The organism is Streptomyces monticola (assembly GCF_042665355.1).
Taxonomy (GTDB): Bacteria; Actinomycetota; Actinomycetes; order Streptomycetales; family Streptomycetaceae; genus Streptomyces; species Streptomyces monticola.
The window spans coordinates 1-19,105 of sequence record NZ_JBHTCF010000004.1 but is presented as its reverse complement, the minus strand read 5'-3'; the positions used below and the strand labels follow the sequence as shown (position 1 = coordinate 19,105).

Genomic DNA, 19,105 nt, shown 5'->3' with positions numbered 1-19,105 from the left:
AAATTTCAAGCGGGCGCAGCGACGCCTACGATGGGTTCATGGCAGAAGGGCTCAGGGAGCGGAAGAAGCGCCGGACCAGGCAGCACATCTCGGATGTGGCCACGGGTCTGTTCCTGGCGCGCGGCTTCGACGCGGTGACGATCGCGGAGGTCGCGGAGGCGGCCGATGTGTCCGTGAACACGGTCTACAACTACTTCCCCGCCAAGGAAGACCTCTTCCTCGACCGCTCCGCAAGGCTTGTCGACCGGCTCTCGCGCTGGGTGCGCGGCCGCGACAACGGGGAGTCCGCCGCCGCGGCCGTCCTGCGCGAGCTGCGCTCCGAGGTGGAGGAGATGTCACCCAAGGTCGGCCTCGTCCCGGGCATCGACAAGTTCATGGTGGTCATCGAGGACGCCCCCTCACTCAAGTCCCGGCTGTGGAGCGTGCGCCACGAAGCCCTCGTACACCTGGAGGAGGCCCTGCGCGAGGAGGTCGGCGCCGCCGCCGACGACCCGATGCCGACCCTGATGGCCGGCCAGATCAACTGGGTGCACGAGACCGTCATGGATGTCGTACGGCGCGACATGATCGCCGGGCGTGACGCCGGTGAGGTCTCACGCGAGGTGCTCGCGCTGCTCGACGAGATCGAGGACCTTCTGAGCGAAAAGGTCCTCAACTACGCGCCGCGGACGGCCTGATGCGGCTTCGGGGCACCCTCTTGGGGCCCTCTCGGTGGGCTCTCGGTGTGATGTCCGTCAGATGAGACGTGACGCGCATCTCGATGGCCCCTATTGGGGCCTCACGCCCGCTAGTCTCCGCCGGAGAGTTGAATGTAAACCGTGGGTAAGACCGCAGCTGTTAAAGGGGAACGCACAGTGGCACGGAAGCTCGCCGTCGTCGGAGCCGGACTCATGGGTTCCGGAATCGCCCAGGTCTCCGCGCAGGCGGGCTGGGACGTGGTCCTGCGTGATGTCACCGACGAGGCCCTGACCCGTGGCACCGACGGCATCAAGGCCTCGTACGAGAAGTTCGTGAGCAAGGGCAAGCTGGCCGCGGAGGACGCCGAGGCCGCTCTCGCCCGGATCACCACCACGACCGACCTGGACGCCGCCGCCGACGCCGATATCGTCGTCGAGGCCGTCTTCGAGAAGCTCGAGATCAAGCACGAGATCTTCCGGGCCCTCGACAAGCTGGTGCGCGACGACGCCGTGCTCGCCTCCAACACCTCCGCCATCCCGATCACCAAGATCGCGGCCGTGACGGAGCGTCCCGAGCGGGTCGTCGGTGCGCACTTCTTCTCGCCGGTGCCCATGATGCAGCTGTGCGAACTGGTCCGCGGCTACAAGACCAGCGACGAAACCCTCGCCACAGCAAGGGAGTTCGCCGAATCGGTGGGCAAGACCTGCATTGTCGTCAACCGCGACGTCGCCGGTTTCGTCACCACCCGCCTGATCTCCGCCCTCGTGGTGGAGGCCGCCAAGCTCTACGAGTCGGGCGTCGCCACCGCCGAGGACATCGACATCGCCTGCAAGCTGGGGTTCGGCCACGCGATGGGACCCCTCGCGACCGCCGACCTGACCGGGGTCGACATCCTGCTGCACGCGACCAGCAACATCTACACCGAATCCCAGGACGAGAAGTTCGCTCCGCCGGAGCTGATGCGCCGGATGGTGGACGCCGGCGATATCGGCCGCAAGAGCGGGCAGGGGTTCTACCAGCACTGAACTGCCTTGCCCCGGCCGGGAATCCGGGCGCACCCGCACGTACTCCCGGCCGGGTCCCCCTCACGGGTGAATTGGGTATCGGTTCGCTTACGGACGGCAACTTCTGTGTCCGTAAGCCAGTCAGTTCAGTGAGACCACAGTTGAGACGTACGTGACGACGGTGGCGACGAAGCCACAGCACTCTCGGGGAGCGCATATGCACATCAGGGGCGACCACGCCGAGCTGACCGTCGGGGGCAGCCTCGACGTCCGAAGCGCGGCGGACGCCCGGACTGCCCTGCATTCGGCCCTCGACGAGGGTGTGGGCGATCTCGTAGTCGATCTGTCGGACCTCGCCGCGCTCGACGCCACCGGACTCGGCGTCATCATGGGCGCACACCGCCAGGCGGGCCGGTGCGGCCGCCGCCTGGTGCTGCGCAACGTACCGCCTCAGATGCAGCGGCTCCTCGTCGCCACCAGACTGCACCGCATTCTGGCGATCGAAGGCGGAATCGGCGCGCATCCCTTGTAAAGGACCACCCGTGTGTAAAGGGCCACCGGTGGTCAAAGGGAATGGTGCGCGCAATCCTCGCGAGACTGTGACGTCCCGGACGGCGCACCACCCCGGGTGTTCCGTGATACTGAGCGAAGGTCTAAGGTTCGGTCGCTCACCGATCCGTGGGTGCCGGACCAGAAGCGACAGTGCCGTATGCGAAAGGCCGGGGAAGCCAAGGCATACGACGCTTTTGGGGGGCTTTTGACCATGGACCCGACCAACCGGGGACAGGAAGAGTACGGCCACGAAGGGGAGCGCGGAGCCGGAGCGAATGGCGCAAACTCGCCCAGGCCGCCCCGCGATCCCCTCACTCCGGACTTCGGAAGTCCCGTGCCCGTGCGTACGGTTCAGCTGATTTCGGGTGACTTCCTGCTGACCGTCAACCCTGTCGACGGCAGCGAGATCGAGCCATGCCCGCCCGGGGAGCAGCCGGCCAGGCCGCGGAAGTACACACCCGCCGAACGCGAGGAGCTGCGCCGCGCCGCCAAGGCGCCGGTGCCGCCCGGGCCCGCGCTGCCCGTCCCGCCGCTCCTCGAGCGCCAGGAAGAGCGTGAGCGGCTCGTACGCCTCCTCGCGCGCGGCCGCTCCGTCCGCCTGACCGGACCCGCGGGCTCGGGGCGTACGGCGCTGCTCGACGTCGTCGCGGAGGACTGCGCGGATCTCGCCCCCGACGGCGTCGTCCGGCTCTCCGGATACGGCAGGGCGCCCGCCGACCTCCTCCACGACCTGTACGCCGCCGTGTACGGGTCACCGGGTCACCGGCCCGACGAGGCGCGGCTCCTGGAGCTCGTGCACGACATCGGCGCCGTGGTCGTCCTGGACGACCTGGAGTTCGGCGGCGGCGCCCTCGAAGAGTTCCTCGACGCCACACCCGAGTGCGCCTTCCTGCTCTCCGCGACGCCCGACGTGGCCGCGCCGCTGCCCGACTCGCACCTCGAAGAGGTCTTCCTCGGGGGCCTCGGCCGCGGCGGCGGGCTCGAACTCCTGGAGCAGGTCGCGGGACGCGCCCTCAGCGACGACGAGGCCGCCCTCGCGGGCGATCTGTGGTTCGAGTCCGAGGGCCTGCCGCTGCGCTTCGTGCAGGCCGGTGCGCTGCTGCGCCAGCGTGATCAACTCCGCGCGGAACGGGGGGTGTTCGACGGGGACGGCTCCTTCGAGGACGCTCCTCGCGATGCGGCATTCGGGGACGCCGCCCGTGACGTGTCCTTCGGGGACGCCGTCCGTGACGTGTCCTTCGGGGACGCCGTCCGTGACGTGTCCTTCGGGGACGCCGCCCGTGACGTGTCCTTCGGGGACGCCGTCCGTGACGTGTCCTTCGGGGACGCCGTCCGTGACGTGTCCTTCGGGGACGCCGTCCGTGACGTGTCCTTCGGGGACGCCGTCCGTGATGTGTCCTACGAGGGCACGCCCCAAGATGAGCCCCAAGATGCACCGCCCCGGGACGTGCCGCGCGACGAGTGGCGTGACGAGCCCCGTGACGCGTCCTTCGCGGCCGGCGACGGTCACGACGTACCGCTGCCGTCCCTGGCCGAGGCGGCCGCGCCCGCCGCGCTGCTCGCGTCCCGGCTGAGCGAATCGGCCCGCGCCACCCTGGAGTTCGCGGTCGCGCTCGGCGGTGAGGTACCGCACCAGGCGCATCTGCCCGCGCTCGTCGGCGACACCCACGCGGACGCCGCGCTCGGTGAACTCGCCGGTGTCGCCCTCGTCGCCGCCGTCGGCTCGCGCTACCGCCTGGCCGCCGGCGTACAGGCCCAGCTGGAGGCCGCCGGATACGGCGAGCAGGCGGCGGCCCGTGCGCACACCGCCGCCCAGCACTACGCCTGGTGGGCCGGGCACCCCTCGGTCACCGCCGAGCGTGCTGCCGCTGAGTCCGACGCGGTGCTCGCCGCCCTGACCGCGCTCGTTCCCGGCAGCGGGGACGACGGCGAGACCGGGCCCCTCAGTGCCGCTGTGCTGCTCGCCCGTACCGCCGCCCCCGCGCTGGCCGCGGGACTCGCCTGGGGGGCCTGGGGGCGGGCCCTGCGCACCGGGCAGGAGGCGGCACGGCTCGCCGGTGAAGTGGCCGAAGAGGCCTACTTCCACCACGAGTTGGGGATTCTCGCGCTGCTCGGCGGTCACCTGGACCGGGCCCGCGCCGAACTCGAGGCCTCCATCGGGCTGCGCGGCGCTCTCGCCGACAAGCGCGGCACGGTCGCGGGGCGCCGGGCCCTCGCTCTGGTCGCGGACCGCTCCGGCGGTGCCGTGCACGGCGGGCGCACCCCGGCGGGCGAGGAGGTGCCGGACGCACGCTACGAGGAGTCGGCGTCACCGCCCGGCGGCGTACCGGCCGCGCTCGCACCGCCCGTCGTGCCCGCGGCGCTCGCCACCCCCGGCTTCCCGCCCGATGAGGCGCACACCCTGGTCACTCGCGCCACCCGCGGCTCCGACGACACCCCGGAGGCGGGCACCCGACGGGTTGCCGTCAGCGGCACCAAGCGCAATCTCGTGGCCGCCGGCGCGGGCGCGCTGCTCGCCGCGGTGCTCGGCACGGTGGTGACGCTCGGCGCGATCTCCGACAAGGAACCGCCGTCCAGCACCGTCAAGCCCAACCAGACGGCCAGTGAACAGGACGACGGCGACGGGCTTCCCGCCGACCAGCCGCAGGAGCAGGACGACTCCACGCGCCGTCCTGTCGTCCCGGGCACCCCCGGCAGCTCCGGTGCGCCCACCCCAAGCGACAGCGGCTCACCGTCCGGCAGCCCGAGCGGCAGCGAGGACCCGGACCCGAGCGGATCGCCGTCGGACGACCCGACGACGAAGCCGCCGACGACCAAGCCGCCCACGACGAAGCCGCCGACGACCAAGCCCCCGACGACGAAGCCGCCGACGTCCTCGCCGCCCCCGTCGTCGTCCTCGCCCTCCCCGTCCAGCTCTCCTCCCACGCAGCCGTCCCAGCCCGACACGACCAACTCGGCGAGCGCGCCCGTGAGTAGTGGCGGCGGCAGCGGTTCGGAGGCGTCGCCGGGTGCGTCCGGCGACGTGATCTGAGGCTTCGGGCGCCGGCTGTCCGGTAGTGAAGGGGCCGGTCCGGCGCCCGAGGGTGAGCGCGAAGCGCGATGGACGGGGGAGGGCTGGGCGCCGCCCGGGAGAGCGAGCGTGACGATGCCTGCCCCGGCCCCCTGGAACCGGGCCTGGCCCCCTTCGAACAGAGCCGACCCCGGGCCCCTCAGAGCGGGGCCGGAACGGGGCCTGCCTCCGGGCCTCTCAGAACAGCCGCAGCTTGTCGTCCTCGATGCCCCGCAGCGCGTCGTAGTCGAGGACCGCGCAGTCGATGCCGCGGTCCGTCGCCAGGACACGGGCCTGGGGCTTGATCTCCTGGGCCGCGAAGACGCCCTTGACGGGTGCCAGGTGCGGGTCGCGGTTCAACAGGTCCAGATACCGGGTGAGTTGCTCCACGCCGTCGATCTCGCCGCGGCGCTTGATCTCCACGGCCACGGTGGCGCCGTCGGCGTCACGGCACAGGATGTCGACCGGGCCGATGGCCGTCGGGTATTCGCGGCGGATCAGGGTGTATCCCTCGCCAAGTGTCTCGATCCGGTCGGCGAGCAGCTCCTGAAGGTGTGCTTCCACGCCGTCCTTGATGAGCCCGGGGTCCACGCCCAACTCGTGCGAGGAGTCGTGCAGAATCTCCTCCATCGTGATGATGAGCTTCTCGCCCGCCTTGTTCACGACCGTCCAGACGCCCGCGTCGTCCCCTGTGCCCTCCTTCAGGGTGCAGGGCGGAGACATCCAGTTGAGGGGCTTGTAGGCCCGGTCGTCCGCGTGGATCGAGACGCTGCCGTCCGCCTTCACGAGGATCAGGCGGGGGGCGAGGGGAAGGTGGGCGGTGAGCCGGCCCGCGTAGTCCACGGAGCAGCGGGCGATGACGAGACGCATGGTCGGCAACGCTACTGGACACCCCCCTCTCTACGCGAAACGCCCGCCAGGTCCACCTGCGATGCTCCCCTGTCGCGCTCCTCCACGCCCCTTTGTTCCGGGAAGCACACCGTTCGTCTATGGCCGGTTGTGCCTGCATTCTCCTGGTGCGGGCAGGACAGGTTGCTTACCGTGGAAGCAGGAGGTCGCCGCGCGTGCACGCTGCGTATGCGATGTCCTTGCCTGTCCGTCAGCCCCCGCTCCCCGGGGGTGCGAGAGGAGAACCCATGTCGCTCGACGTCTCACCGGCGCTGTTGGAACAGGCCGAGCGAGGCGAGGTCGATGAAGCTGCCTTCGTCGACTGCGTCCGGACCTCCCTGCCTTACGCATGGGAGATGATCAGCTCTCTGGTGGCTCAGCTGAAGGTGGACGGCGGCGAGTTCGCCGACAACCAGACGCCTCCGCCGGACGAGCAGGCGCGTGGTCAGCTGCTGCGTGCGCTGGCGAGTGACGCTATCCGTGGTGCCCTGCAGCGGCACTTCGGAGTGCGTCTCGCATTCCAGAACTGCCATCGCGTGGCGGTCTTTCCGCTCAGCTCCGAGTCCGACGAGCGGCTGGCCCGTTTCACTTCGATACGTGGTCAGTTGCTGAATCAGTCGCCGGAACTCAGGGACTGCTGAGGCTTGTTGCTGCCGCCTCGTACGCGGGAGGTGTACAAGTCCGGGGCGGCAGCCCGCCAGGCCGACAGCGCAGCGTGCACCCTGAAGCTCCTTCTCCGCCGACGTCCGCCGACTTCGTCTCGGCAAGCTCCTTCTCGGCGCAAAGCCGCCGTCTCCTTCTGAGCGCGGCAGAAATCCCCGGCTCAGCGCAACTGCGGCAGCACTTCCGTGCCCAGGCGCCGTACGTTCTCCTCTGTCTCCGACAGGTCGCCCGAACCCTCCACGAGCAGCGCGAAGCGCGTGATGCCGGTGCGCTCCGAGGTCGCCGCGAGCCGGTCCGCGCACAGCTGTGGGGTGCCCACCGGGTGGATACCGCAGAGCAGTTCGGTGTACGCGAGCGGATCGCGCATCCTGCGCTCGCGGCCGTCGACCGTCACATGCGCGTCGAGGCCCTGCTTCAGCCAGCCCGGCATCGACTTGAGCAGCGTCTCCGTGGCCTGTGTCCTGCGGTCCGCGATCTGGGCGACGCCGGCCGACACATGCGGGGCGGCCAGGACTTCCTCCGGCGGGCGTCCGGCGGCCAGTGACTCGGCCCGCCACAGGCGCACCATCTCCGCCTTCTCCTCGTCCCCGACGTGCATGCCGAGCAGCATCGGCAGTCCGTGCCGCGCGGCGAGCCGCACGCTGGCCGGTGAGGTGCAGGCAACGATCACTTCAGGCCCCGTCGGGGAGCCCAGCGCTTCGGCGGGCCGGGGCACCACCGGCACGTCACGGAAAGTGAACTGGTCGCCTTCGGCGGCGACGCTTGGTTCGCTCAGCCAGCGCAGCAGAAGCTCCAGGGCTTCCGGGAAGCCCTTCTCGTAGGCCTCGACTTCCTTGCCGAAGACCTCCAGGTCCACCCAGGGGCCGCCGCGGCCGACGCCGAGCGAGAACCGGCCGCCGCTGGTGAGATGGAGCAGGGCGGTCTGCTCGCCGATGGCCACCGGGTGCTGGGTCGGCAGCACGCTCACCGCGGTGCCGACGCGGATGCGCCGGGTGCGGCCGAGCAGCAGCGCCGCCAGCGTCACGGCGGACGGGCACACGCCGTACGGCACGAAGTGGTGTTCGGCGAGCCAGACCGCATCGAGCCCGGACTCCTCGCTGACCTCCGCGGTGCGCACCGCGCGGTGCAGCGCCTCCCCCTGTCCCTGGCCCGGGAACTGCGCGGCCAGTACAAAACTTCCTAAGCGCATCGCACTCTGCCTCCTCGGCACCGACGCGGCGTTCCCCCTGTCGGCAATAACGCTCAGCACGTGCCAAAGGCACGGCCTGGCATAAAGGTTGGCCCATTTTCATACGAGAGTGTGCCCCGGAAGAATGGCGGGGGCCGATGACTTACGGGTACCCATGCGCATGACGCGTAGGCTGGTCAGGCTTCTTAGTCCTGTTGGTTCCCGTACTGCACGTGAGGTGTGCCCGTGTCACCGCGCCGCAACCGCCCCAAGGGCGCAGACCCCACTGGCAACGGCGCGGACGAGGACCGCCCCCGCTACGGCGGCCACCAGTTCACCGAGACCTGGGACGGCGAGGAGTTCAGCGTCCGCCATGTCGCGGGCGCCGGCGCGGCCGGCAAGACGTATCGCTGCCCCGGCTGTGACCAGGAGATTCCGTCGTCGGTGCCGCATGTGGTGGCCTGGCCGGGGCATGGCGCCGGCGTCGAGAACCGGCGGCACTGGCACAAGGCCTGCTGGAATGCGCGGGACCGCCGCACCAGCAGGGTGCAGCGGTCCCGTAACGCCCCCAGATTCTGAGGCGGTTGTACGTAGCGCGCCGTACCGGAAGCCGTACGTCCGCGCGCGTGGTTAGACGGTCAGACGTCCCTGACCTCGGTCGAGAAGAAGGCACCCGCCAGCGCGACGGCCGCCACCCCCAGCATGATCCACAGCGGCTCCCAGCCCTGCGGGCCCGAGTCGGTGACGGCGTTGCTGTAGAGCGCGCCGAGCTGGTTGGGGATGGAGTACTCGAAGAGGATCTGCCGCAGGTCGTTGAGGGACTCCGCGAACATGAACATCGCGAGCACCAGCGGCAGCAGTACGACGCCGATCATGATCGTGATGGCGCCCGCGGAGTGCCGCACCAGGGCGCCCACCGCGAGCGAGACGAGGCCGATGGTCGCGACGTAGAGACCCACGCCCACCGTCGACCGGAACCAGTCGGCGCCGCTCGGGCTCCCCGCGTCCACGATGGCGCTCTGGATCACGCCGACCAGCGCGGTGGAGACCGTGGTGATCGTGAAGACGAGCAGGAAGAAGACGATCGCCTTGGCGCCCAGGATCCGGCCGCGGGACGGGCACGCGGTCGTCGTCGTACGGATCATGCCGGTGCCGTACTCGGAGGAGATGGTGAGCACGCCGAGTGTGATCACACAGAGGGTGCCGAGCAGCACTCCGAAGAAGCCGAGCCCGAGGACGGACCCGGCGCCCACCTCGGCGTCGGAGGCGGAGATGCCCACGGCCACCAGCGTGCCCATGCCGATCACCAGGACGAGCATCACGCCGAGCGTCCACATCGTGGAGCGCACGCTGCGGATCTTCGTCCACTCGGAGGCCAGGGCATGGCCCAGGTGCGTCCGCGTGATCGGGATGGGCGAGATGTACGAGGGGCCCGGCTCGCCCTGCCACTGGGGCTGACCTGCGGCGGCCTGCGGCGGCATGGGAGCGCCCGGCTGGTGCTGCGGTGGCGCCGGCGTGGCCGCGGTGGACGGCGTGGACGGCGTGGGCTGTGTGGTCATCGGGGCGCGTCCTCGTTGTCGCTCTTGGTCAGGTCGGAGGCGGGCGCCTGGGCCGGCGGGGCAGCGGGCGGCTGCGGGGGAGCGGCGTCGGCGGTGGGCGGTGCGGGCTGAGCGCGCAGCAGAGCGGTGTGCTGTTCCTGGCCGGCCTGCGGCGGCTGCTGTGCGGTCAGGATGGCGGTGTGCTGCTCCGGGCCCGGCTGCTGCGGCGCCTGGCCGGGCTGTGGCGCCTGGCCGGCTCCGGCCTGCGGCGGCTGCTGTGCGTACGGGTTCGGCTGCGCGCCGGCCGGAGCGGGGTGTCCGCCCTGCTGGGGCGGCGGCGGTGCGTACCAGCCCGGCTGGTCCTGGCCCGGCACCGGCATACCCTGCGGCGGCATGCCCGGTGCCATGCCGGGCGGCATGGGCGCCGGCTGCTGGAAGCCGGCCCGCTGGTCGGTCGTCGAGCGGTAGTCGACGGCGCCCTGGGTGAGCCGCATATACGCCTCTTCCAGGGAGGCCTGGTGCGGCGAGAGCTCCCACAGGCGTACGTCCGCGTCGTGCGCGAGGTCGCTGATCCTCGGCAGCGGAAGGCCCATGATGCGCAGCGCGCCGTCCTGCTCGGGCAGCACCTGGCCGCCCGCCTCGGTCAGCGCGGCGGTCAGCTTCTCGCGCTGCTGCGGCTCGGTGTCGGGCGTGCGCACGCGCGCGAAGTCCGCGGAGTTGGCCGAGATGAAGGACTTGACGCTCATGTCGGCGAGCAGCTGGCCGCGGCCGATCACGATCAAGTGCTCGGCGGTGAGCGCCATTTCGCTCATCAGGTGCGAGGAGACGAAGACCGTACGCCCCTCGGCGGCGAGCGACTTCATCAGATTCCGCACCCAGAGGATGCCCTCCGGGTCGAGGCCGTTGACCGGCTCGTCGAAGAGCAGCACCTGCGGGTCGCCGAGCAGCGCGGCGGCGATGCCGAGGCGCTGGCCCATGCCGAGCGAGAAGCCCTTGGACCGCTTCTTCGCCACTTCCTGCAGACCGACCACGCCGAGCACCTCGTCGACCCTGCGGGCCGGGATGCCGGAGAGCTGGGCGAGCGAGAGCAGGTGGTTGCGGGCGTGCCGGCCGCCGTGCACCGCCTTGGCGTCGAGGAGGGCCCCGACCTGTCGTGGCGCGTTGGGCAGCTTGCGGTAGGGGTGCCCGGCGATGGTGACATGGCCCGAGGTCGGGTTGTCGAGCCCGAGGATCATTCGCATCGTCGTGGATTTGCCGGAGCCGTTGGGCCCGAGAAAGCCGGTGACGGTGCCGGGGCGTACCTGGAAGGAAAGGTTGTACACGGCTGTCTTCGCGCCGTAGCGCTTGGTCAGGCCGACTGCCTCGATCATTCTCCGCACCCATCGAGTGGTCAGGTCGTCGGGGCAGTGCATACGCCCCCGTAAGGCTTAGGAGGATATCCACGAGTTGACGGTTCCGGCCAAGTCGGAGAAAAGACCCAGCTCTCGGCGGCGAAGACCCGGGCGGCCTCCTCGCGGACGGCACGGTCGGCGCGGGCCCTGCGCACCCAGGACTCCGGATCGGGACCGAGCAGCGCCCGCAGCCGGGCCGAGCCCGCGAGCAGCGCGGCGAGCAGCGCGCTCTGATCGCCGCCGCCGGGCCGCGGCCGTCCGTCGTCCCCGGTGAGCACGCCGCGCGCGCCCGTGTAGACGTACGCACCGGGCAGTGCCTGCCCCTGTGGCGGTACGAGTCCGAAGGCCGCGCCGTCGAGCCAGTGGCGGCGGTAGTTGGGCAGCTCGGTGGCGTCCACGGCGGCGAGCTGTGTCTCGTCGAGCCAGGTCACCACGAGGGTGCGGGTGTCCTCGGGGTCCGGGTAGGGGGCTGCGGCCACATATCCGGCGCGCCCGATGTGGGCGGAGCAGCCCACGCCGATGCCGCGCACGGTCACCGGGATCATCGGCACGGTGTCCGGCAGGGCGTCCTCGGCGAGCTTGTACGCGATCTGGGCGGGGGAGGCGTTGGAGCCGACGGCAAGCACCGGGGTGCGGCTTTCGAGGTCGGCCAGGAGCTGGTCGAGGCGGGGGCCGCCCTCGATCTGCCAGCTGCCGAGCGGGCCGGGGGCCGGGCCCGGCTCCAGGGGCAGCAGCCGCCGCCCGTGCAGGAGCGAGGGGCCGGGGGCGGGGCGGCCCGGGTAGGTGAGGGGGTGCTCGAAGGGAACGGTGGCGAGGCCGAGGTCGGTGAGGGTGCGGCCGGGGAGCTCGGGTGGTTCGATCACCCGGGTCTTCTTTCCCCGCCCCGCCCTGATTCAGGCGTCGCGCCTCTTCAGGAGCACGAACCCGCCGAGCACCGCCACCGCCACCCACGCCAGCATGATCGCCAGGCCGCCCCACGGCCCGTACGGGGTGTCGTCGTTGACCGGGCTGACCACTTCCATGATCTTGGAGCCGGCCTGGTCGGGCAGGAAGCGGCCGATCTTCTTCGTGGCCGAGACATTGCCGAGGATGCTGGAGATCAGGAAGAAGAACGGCATCAGGATGCCGAGGGACAGCATCGGGCTGCGCAGCATCGCGGCGACGCCCATCGAGAAGACCGCGATCAGGGTCATATAGACGCCGCCGCCGATCACGGCGCGCAGGACGCCGGGGTCTCCGAGTGCCGCTTTGTGGTCGCCCATCGCGGACTGTCCCACGAAGAACGAGATGAAGCTCGTCGCCATCGCCACCACGAGCGCGAGCACCGTGGCCACCGCGATCTTGCTGAACAGGAACTTGCCGCGCTGCGGCACCGCGGCGAGCGAGGTGCGGATCATGCCGGTGCTGTACTCGTTCGACACCACGAGCACCCCGAAGACGATCATCGCGAGCTGGCCGAGGCCCATGCCGGCGAAGCTGATCGCGGTCGGGTCGAAGGCCAGCTTGTCGCGGGCGTCCATCTTGTCGAAGTCGTTCTTGGCGAGGATGGAGATCAGCAGGCCGAGGCCGATCGTGACGACCGCGGCCAGACTCAGCGTCCAGACCGTCGACGACACCGAGCGGATCTTGGTCCACTCCGATTTCAGTACGCGTCCTGAGGACATCGGTTCAGCTCCCCGACTTCTTCTGCTGCGACCACTGCCCGCCCCAGCCTCCGTCGCCCGGCGGCGCCTGCGCCTGCCAGCCGGAGGTGTCGGGCGGGGTGGTCTCCGAGTGCGCGTGGTACTCCACGGACTCCGCGGTGAGCTGCATGAAGGCCTCCTCGAGGGACGCCTGCTGAGGGCTCAGCTCATGGAGTACGAGATGGTGCTCGGCGGCGATCTCCCCGAGCCGGTCGGACGTGGAGCCATCCACTTCGAGGGTTCCGTTTCCGGCTTCCACGACCGTGATCCCGGCCTCGTGCAGCACATCGCGGAGCCGCTCCTGCTGGGGCGAGCGAAGGCGTACGTACGAGCGCGAGTTCTGCCGGATGAAGTCGGCCATCGAGGTGTCGGCGAGCAGCCGGCCCTGGCCGATGACGACCAGATGGTCGGCGGTCAGTGCCATCTCGCTCATCAGATGCGAGGAGACGAAGACCGTACGGCCCTGCGCCGCGAGCGACTTCATCAGATTCCGGATCCAGTGGATGCCCTCGGGGTCGAGGCCGTTGACCGGCTCGTCGAACATCAGGATCTGCGGATCGCCGAGCAGCGCGCCCGCGATGCCGAGGCGCTGGCCCATACCGAGGGAGAAGCCCTTGGCCTTCTTCTTGGCGACCGCCGTCAGGCCGACCGTGTCGAGGACCTCGCCGACCCGGGACTTGGGGATGCCGTTGGACTGGGCCAGGCAGAGCAGATGGTTGAACGCGCTGCGCCCGCCGTGCATGGCCTTCGCGTCGAGCAGGGCGCCGATGTACTTCAGCGGGTGCCGGATCTGGTCGTAGTGCCGGCCGTCGATCCGCACATCGCCCGCCGAGGGGCGGTCGAGGCCGAGCATCATCCGCATCGTGGTGGACTTGCCCGCGCCATTGGGCCCGAGGAAGCCCGTGACGACGCCGGGTCTGACGGTGAAGGTGAGGTCGTTGACGGCGACTTTCTCGCCGTACCGCTTCGTCAGGCCCTCGAGCTCGATCATGCGGCCACGCTAAAACGGGACAAAGCCCCCTGCCACTTGGAGTGACAAGGGGCTCTGGCCCGCTACGGCACGTGTCTGCCGCTTACTGCTTGATGCGTATTACTGCTTGATGCGTACTGCTGATCGCTTACCGGCTCTTGCTCACCGGGTCTGCTGCGCCGGGACCCCACGGGTCACCGGCTCGTCCTCGCCCGGCGCACCGGCGGCGGCGACGGCCGCACCGGTCAGCGTGGCCAGCATCTCGCGGACGTTGGTCAGCTGGGCGTTGATCGAGTCGCGGCGGTTGGTGAGCGCCGCGAGCTCGCGCTCCGATTCGCTGCGGATCCGGTCGGCCTTGGCGTTGGCGTCCGCCACGATGTCCTCGGCCTGGCGCTGCGCCGTCTCCACCGTCTGACGTGCCCGGCGCTCGGCGTCGGTGCGCAGCTTCTCGGCCTCCAGGCGGAGCTGCTCCGCGCGGTGCTCGATCTCCGCGAGGCGCTTCTCGGCCTTGGCCTGACGCGAGGCCAGGTCGCGCTCGGACTGCTCGCGGCGCTTGGCGAGGTTGGTCTCGAAGTCGGCGGCGGCCTGCGCGGCCTTGGCGCGGGTCTCCTCGAAGAGCGCGTCGGCCTCTTCGCGCTTCGACTGCGCGTCCTTCTGGGCCTCGGTGCGGAGCGCGCCCGCCTCGCCCTTGGCCTTCTCGACGATCCGGACGCCCTCGTCCTCGGCCTTGGCCTTGCGCTCGGCGGCAAACGACTCGGCGTCGTTACGCACCTGCTGGGCGGCGGATTCGGCGAGCTCGCGGTGCTGCTCGGCGGCCCTGCGGGCCTCCTCGCGCAGGTCCTTCGCCTCCTCCTCGGCGAGGCGGAGGATCTTCTCGACGCGGGCGCCAAGACCGGCGTACGACGGCTCGGCGTCGGCGACCTGGGCCTGGGCGTTCTGCGTCTCGAGGTGGAGCTCCTCGATGCGCTTTTCCAGAGCAGTGATACGGGCAAGAGCGCTGTCACGGTCGGAGACGAGCTTGGAGATACGTTCGTCCACCTGAGCGCGGTCGTACCCACGCCGCACAAGCTCGAAGCCGTAGGGGGAAGTGTCGCTCATGGGGTTCCTGTCGAATGAGACCGGTGAGGTGTTAGGGGGAATCCTAGGGGCCAAAGCGGCGTGTCATCGAGCAGTTGCCCGTTTGATCTGGAGAATGACACCCCTTTTGGGTGGCTCGCAGCCGGACCGCTTGCCAGCACCAGGGCCGAACGTCCTTGCCGAGCACGGAAGATGGGCCGTTGGCTAGCTCTCCGACGACTTGCCACCCGATCGAGGGGCACCCACCGTGGCACCGGCCTTGACGCCGCCCCCGGCACCGCCGGACGCCTTGCCGGTGCCGCCGCCCGAAGGCGCCTCGAATGATTCCAACGCCTCCAGGACGTCCTGGACACGGGAGATCTCGGCATTGATGTCCTCGCGCCTGCGCACCAGGACATCGAGTTCACGCTGGCCCTCCTCGACCATGCGGGCCGCCTCGCGCTCGGCCTCCGACCTGACCCGCTCGGCCTCGCGCACCGTGTCCGTCTTCTTCTGCTCGGCCTCTTTGAGCAGGCCTTCCGCCTTCTTCACGGCGGCGATACGGACCTTGCCCGCCTCCGAATTGGCCTCCGAGACAAGCTCCTTGGCCTTCGCCTGGGCCTCGGCCAGCTGCTCTTCCGCGGCTTTCACCAAAGCGTCACAACGTTCGCCCGCGGCCTTCATCTGCTCGGACGACTCACGCCGCGCCCGCTCGTGCAGTTCCTCGATCTCGCCGGTGATGCGGTCGCGCAGCTCCTCGGCCCGCTCCCTTATCGAGGTGGCGTCCCGGCGGGCGCCGACGAGGAGCTCGTCCGCGTCCGTACGGGCCTTCTCGACCAGGGAGTTGCCTTCGTTCGTCGCCTCGGAGACCAGGCGCTCCGCTTCGTTGCGGGCGGCGCCGACCATCGTGTCGGCCTGCTGCTCGGCCTCCGCCGTGGCCTTCTGAGCCTCCTCGCGCGCCTCCGAGGTCAGCTTCTCGGCCTCCGACGCCGCTTCCGTGATGAGCTTGTCGACCTGCTGAGCGGCCTCCGAGCGGCGCTTGTTGGCATCCGCGCGGGCCGCGTCCAGGGTCTGCTCGGCTTCCGTCTGCGCCTCGCTGCGCAGCCGCTCCGCCGCCGTGGCGGCCTCGGCCTTGACCCGCTCGGCCTCGCTGCGGATCCGCTCGGCGTGCTGCTGCGCGGAGCCCACCGTCTCGGCGGCCTCGGCCCGCAGCCGCTCCGCCTCGCCGCTCGCGTCGGCCACCTTGCGGTCGGCCTCGGTCCTGGCCTCGGTGAGCAGCCGCTCCGCCTCGGTCTGGGTCTCGGACTGCAGGCGCTCCGCCTCCGCGGTGGCCTCGGTGACCAGACGGTCGGCCTGCCCGGCGGCGTCCGTGCGGATCCGGTTGGCGTCCTCGCGGGCCTCGGCGCGGGCACGCGAGGCGTCCTGCTCGGCCGACGTCAGCCGCTCCGAGGCTTCCGTACGCGCCCGCTGGGCGTGCTCCGAAGCCTCGGTGCGCAGGCGCTCGGCCTCCGAGATGGCCTCCGAAACGGTGCGCTCCGCAAGCGACTTGGCGGCCTCGGTCTCCTCCTGCGCCTCGCGGCGCAGCCGGGTCGCGTCCTCGGAGGCGCGCTCCCGCTCGGCGTACGCGTCCGCGCGGACCCGCTCCGCCTCCTCGGTGGCTTCCGTACGGGTGCGCTCCGCGGCGTGCTCGGCGGCCGAGCGAAGGCCCGAGATCTCCTCCTGTGCCTGCTCCTGCAGGCCCGCGACGGAGTCCCGCACCTGCTGGGCGGTCAGCTCGGCGGCGGCGACGAGGTCGCCCGCGCGCCGGTCCGCCTCCTCGACCAGACGCTGCGCCTCGGTCTGTGCCTCGTCGACCCGCTTACGGGCGGCGGCGAGCAGCTCCTCGCTCTGCTCGCGGGCGCGCTCACGCTCCTGGTCGGCCTCGGCGCGTGCGGAGGTGAGCAGCTCCTCGGCCTCACGGCGGCGCCTCGAAGCCTCTTCCTGGGCGGCGGCGAGCGTCTCGGCGGCCTCGGCGGCGACCCGCTCGGCGGCGGCCGTGGCCTCCGCGCGCACCCGGTCGGCGGTCTCCTGCGCCTCGGTCTTGAGCCGCTCCGCCTCATTGGCGGCCTCGCTGCGCAGGCGTACCGCCACGGCCTCGCCCTCGGCGCGCGACTGCGAGGCCTCGGTGGCCGCCTCGGTGCGAAGGCGTTCGGCCTCCTTCTCGGCCTGCGCCTGCAGCGTCCGGATGCGCTCCGCGGCCTCGCTGCGCAGCCGCTCGGTCTCTTCGGCGGCCTCACGGCGGATCCGCTCGGACTCCGTGCGCGCGTCCTGCACCGTCGTCTCGGCCGACGTCAGGCGCTGTTCGGCCTCGGTGTGCAGCCGGGTCAGCTCTTCGGCGGCCTCGGACTGGCGGCGCGCGATGGCCTCTTCGGCCTCCTCGCGCAGCTGCCGCGCGGCCTCCTCCGCCTCCGCCTTGGTGGCGTCGGCCTGCTCCTGCGCCTCGCCGCGGTGCCGCTCGGCCTCCGCGCGGGTGCGCTCCAGGGTCTCCTCGGCCTGCTTGCGCAGCGTCGTGGCGCGCTCGATGGCCTCGGTGCGGACCCGCTCGGACTCGGTGGTCGCGGCGGTCCGCAGCTCCTCGGCGTCCCCCCGGGCCTTGGCGAGCAGCTCCTCGGCGGAGGCGGCCGCCTCCTCGATCTTCTGCACCGCCTCGCGCCGCGCCTCGGCACGGATCTTCTCGCCCTCGGCGACTGCCTCGGCCCGCAGCTGCTCGGCCTCGCCGCGCAGCCGGCGGGCCTCCTCCTGCAGCTCGACGGTCTTGGCGCGGTACTCCTTGGTGTCGTCCTTGGCGGCGCCCTTGAGCTGCTCGGCGATGTCATGCGCCTCGCCGCGCAGCCGGTCCGCCTCGGCCTCGGCCTCGCGGCGAAGCCGCTCGGCCTCCTCGCTCGCGGCCTTGGTGGTCGCCTTGGCGTCCTCCGAGGCTTTGTTGAGCACCTCCTCGGCGGTGCGCGCGGCGGTCGCCAGCTGCGAGGCGGTCTCTTCGGCGGTGACCGTGCGCGCCTTCTCGGCGGCCTCGGCGATCAGCTTCTCGCCCTCGGCCTTGGCGTCGGTCAGGGCCTGCTCGGCCTCCGCCCTGGTGGCCTCGGCGTCCTTGGTGGCCTCGCCGACGAGACGGGCGACCTGCTCCTTGGCGGTGCGGGTGCGCTGTTCGTTGGTGGCCTCGGCGGTGGCCAGGGCCTTGGCCGCGGCCTCCTTCGCCTCGGCGACGACCTTGTCGGCCTCGGCACGCGCCTCGCGCAGCGCCGTCTCCGCCTCGGCCATGCGCTGCTCGGCGGTGCGGTTCAGCTCGGCGGCCTGGCGGCGGGTCTGGTCGGACTCGGTGGCCGTGGACGAACGCAGCTGCTCGGCGTGGTCGGTGGCCTCCTGGGCCTGCGTGGAGGCGGCGTTGAGGAGCCGCTCGGCCTCGGCGCGGGCACGGCGCAGGATCGCTTCCGCTTCGGCCCGGCCGGCCTCGGCCTCGCTGCTGAGCCGCTGGCGGGCCTCGGTGGTGAGCCGCTCGGCCTCGGCGCGGGCGGCGGCCAGGGCCTGCTCGGCCTCGGTGCGCGACTCGTCGAGGAGCCGGCGGGCCTGCTGCTCGGTGCGGTTCCTGAGCTGCTCGGCCCACGCCACGTTCTCGTTGACATGCGACTCGACGGTCTGGCGGCGCTCGTTGAGCTCCTGGTCGAGCTGCTGCCGGCGGGAGACGGCCTCACCGTGCAGCTCGGCCTGGAGGCGTGCCTGCTGCTCCGCGTGCTCCTGCAGGATGCGCTGGGTCTGGGCGCGGGCCTCGCGCAGCTCGCGCTCGGCGTCCGAGCGCAGCTGGTCGGCCTGGATCTGGGCGTTACGCAGGAGCTGTTCGGCCTGGTAGCCGATGTCGGCCGTGTCGTAGGCAGGACGGGATGCGAGGCTGCGGCGCGCCTCGTGCAGCTTGGCGCGCAACACCTCGACCTGGTAGCCGAGGTCCTCGGCGTGCTGAACGGCCTTCTCCCGCTCGGTCTTCAGCCGCTCCATCTCGGCCTCGAACCGCGAGAGATGGTCGGTCTCAGCCCGCGAGTTCTCCTGGCGTTCGTAGCCCCGCACTGCGCGGTCCCATCCGTCCCCTGGTCGCAAGTTTCTCCAAACGAGCACCGTCCATCCGCCGAACGGGGCCCCCGGGGAATGGTGACAGATCAACGGCGAACGAGGGGCCGTCGGCCCGACGCTGCTGCCCCTTGACCCTCGTAACCCGGACCCCGGTGCGGCCGCCCGATCGAGGCGACGGCCGCCCCCAACCCTACCGGCCCGGGTATGCGGAGGTCAGTGGTCCGGTGAGGGCTCCGGTGCGGAAGTGACCAGTTCGGTGAGGACTCCGTGGCAGTCCTTGGGGTGGAGGAAGGTGATGCGGGAGCCCATGGAGCCGCGGCGGGGCTCGTCGTAGAGGACGCGGACGCCCTTGTCCTTGATGGCGGCGG

Annotated in this window: 15 protein-coding genes and 1 pseudogene; 6 read left to right on the top strand and 10 right to left on the bottom strand. The window is 71.2% G+C overall.

Going from position 1 to position 19,105, the window contains the following annotated elements; translation table 11 throughout:
- Positions 1-38 precede the first annotated feature (38 nt).
- From ACFQVC_RS11180 to ACFQVC_RS11165, 4 genes are all read left to right on the top strand, one after another.
- Complete coding sequence (locus tag ACFQVC_RS11180) at positions 39-677, top strand: TetR/AcrR family transcriptional regulator (RefSeq protein ID WP_381829604.1); 639 nt, start codon at positions 39-41, stop codon at positions 675-677.
- A 177-nt stretch (positions 678-854) separates the two neighbouring features.
- Positions 855-1,703: a 3-hydroxyacyl-CoA dehydrogenase family protein gene (locus ACFQVC_RS11175; protein WP_381829602.1), complete on the top strand. Its 849-nt coding sequence runs from the start codon at positions 855-857 to the stop codon at positions 1,701-1,703.
- A gap of 196 nt (positions 1,704-1,899) precedes the next feature.
- The gene (locus ACFQVC_RS11170; protein WP_381829600.1) at positions 1,900-2,214 is read left to right on the top strand and encodes an STAS domain-containing protein; all 315 of its coding nucleotides are present in this window, start codon (positions 1,900-1,902) and stop codon (positions 2,212-2,214) included.
- A 231-nt stretch (positions 2,215-2,445) separates the two neighbouring features.
- Positions 2,446-5,265, top strand: coding sequence for an ATP-binding protein (locus ACFQVC_RS11165; RefSeq protein ID WP_381829599.1), 2,820 nt, complete (start codon positions 2,446-2,448; stop codon positions 5,263-5,265).
- Between the two features lie 216 nt (positions 5,266-5,481).
- Here ACFQVC_RS11165 and nucS read toward each other — a convergent pair whose 3' ends face one another.
- On the bottom strand, positions 5,482-6,153 hold the full coding sequence (gene nucS, locus ACFQVC_RS11160) for an endonuclease NucS (protein ID WP_381829597.1): 672 nt from the start codon (positions 6,151-6,153) through the stop codon (positions 5,482-5,484).
- Positions 6,154-6,419: 266 nt separating this feature from the next.
- On the opposite strand from nucS, the gene ACFQVC_RS11155 reads away from it, so the two are divergent.
- Positions 6,420-6,812: an SCO5389 family protein gene (locus ACFQVC_RS11155; protein ID WP_381829595.1), complete on the top strand. Its 393-nt coding sequence runs from the start codon at positions 6,420-6,422 to the stop codon at positions 6,810-6,812.
- Positions 6,813-6,994: 182 nt separating this feature from the next.
- Here the strand turns inward: ACFQVC_RS11155 and ACFQVC_RS11150 are convergent, their stop codons facing one another.
- Entirely contained in the window at positions 6,995-8,023 is a 1,029-nt protein-coding gene (locus ACFQVC_RS11150) for an LLM class flavin-dependent oxidoreductase (RefSeq protein WP_381829593.1), read from the bottom strand.
- 225 nt (positions 8,024-8,248) lie between these two features.
- On the opposite strand from ACFQVC_RS11150, the gene ACFQVC_RS11145 reads away from it, so the two are divergent.
- Positions 8,249-8,581, top strand: coding sequence for an ATP/GTP-binding protein (locus tag ACFQVC_RS11145; protein ID WP_381829591.1), 333 nt, complete (start codon positions 8,249-8,251; stop codon positions 8,579-8,581).
- A gap of 59 nt (positions 8,582-8,640) precedes the next feature.
- Here ACFQVC_RS11145 and ACFQVC_RS11140 read toward each other — a convergent pair whose 3' ends face one another.
- From ACFQVC_RS11140 to ACFQVC_RS11105, 8 genes and pseudogenes are all read right to left on the bottom strand, one after another.
- Positions 8,641-9,483 carry an ABC transporter permease gene (locus ACFQVC_RS11140; protein WP_381830519.1) on the bottom strand — a complete coding sequence of 281 codons (843 nt, stop codon included), beginning with the start codon at positions 9,481-9,483 and terminating at the stop codon, positions 8,641-8,643.
- A gap of 74 nt (positions 9,484-9,557) precedes the next feature.
- Positions 9,558-10,910 carry an ABC transporter ATP-binding protein gene (locus ACFQVC_RS11135; protein WP_381829589.1) on the bottom strand — a complete coding sequence of 451 codons (1,353 nt, stop codon included), beginning with the start codon at positions 10,908-10,910 and terminating at the stop codon, positions 9,558-9,560.
- A gap of 20 nt (positions 10,911-10,930) precedes the next feature.
- Positions 10,931-11,794, bottom strand: a complete 864-nt coding sequence (locus ACFQVC_RS11130) for a hypothetical protein (RefSeq protein ID WP_381829587.1) — start codon at positions 11,792-11,794, stop codon at positions 10,931-10,933.
- A 30-nt stretch (positions 11,795-11,824) separates the two neighbouring features.
- Positions 11,825-12,595, bottom strand: a complete 771-nt coding sequence (locus tag ACFQVC_RS11125) for an ABC transporter permease (protein ID WP_381829585.1) — start codon at positions 12,593-12,595, stop codon at positions 11,825-11,827.
- 4 nt (positions 12,596-12,599) lie between these two features.
- On the bottom strand, positions 12,600-13,604 hold the full coding sequence (locus ACFQVC_RS11120) for an ABC transporter ATP-binding protein (RefSeq protein ID WP_381829583.1): 1,005 nt from the start codon (positions 13,602-13,604) through the stop codon (positions 12,600-12,602).
- A 141-nt stretch (positions 13,605-13,745) separates the two neighbouring features.
- On the bottom strand, positions 13,746-14,681 hold the full coding sequence (locus ACFQVC_RS11115) for a coiled-coil domain-containing protein (protein WP_381829581.1): 936 nt from the start codon (positions 14,679-14,681) through the stop codon (positions 13,746-13,748).
- 183 nt (positions 14,682-14,864) lie between these two features.
- Positions 14,865-18,734, bottom strand: a complete 3,870-nt coding sequence (scy, locus tag ACFQVC_RS11110; protein WP_381829579.1) for a polarized growth protein Scy — start codon at positions 18,732-18,734, stop codon at positions 14,865-14,867.
- A gap of 216 nt (positions 18,735-18,950) precedes the next feature.
- Positions 18,951-19,105 (bottom strand): annotated as a pseudogene (locus ACFQVC_RS11105) (methylmalonyl-CoA epimerase); the annotation flags it as partial.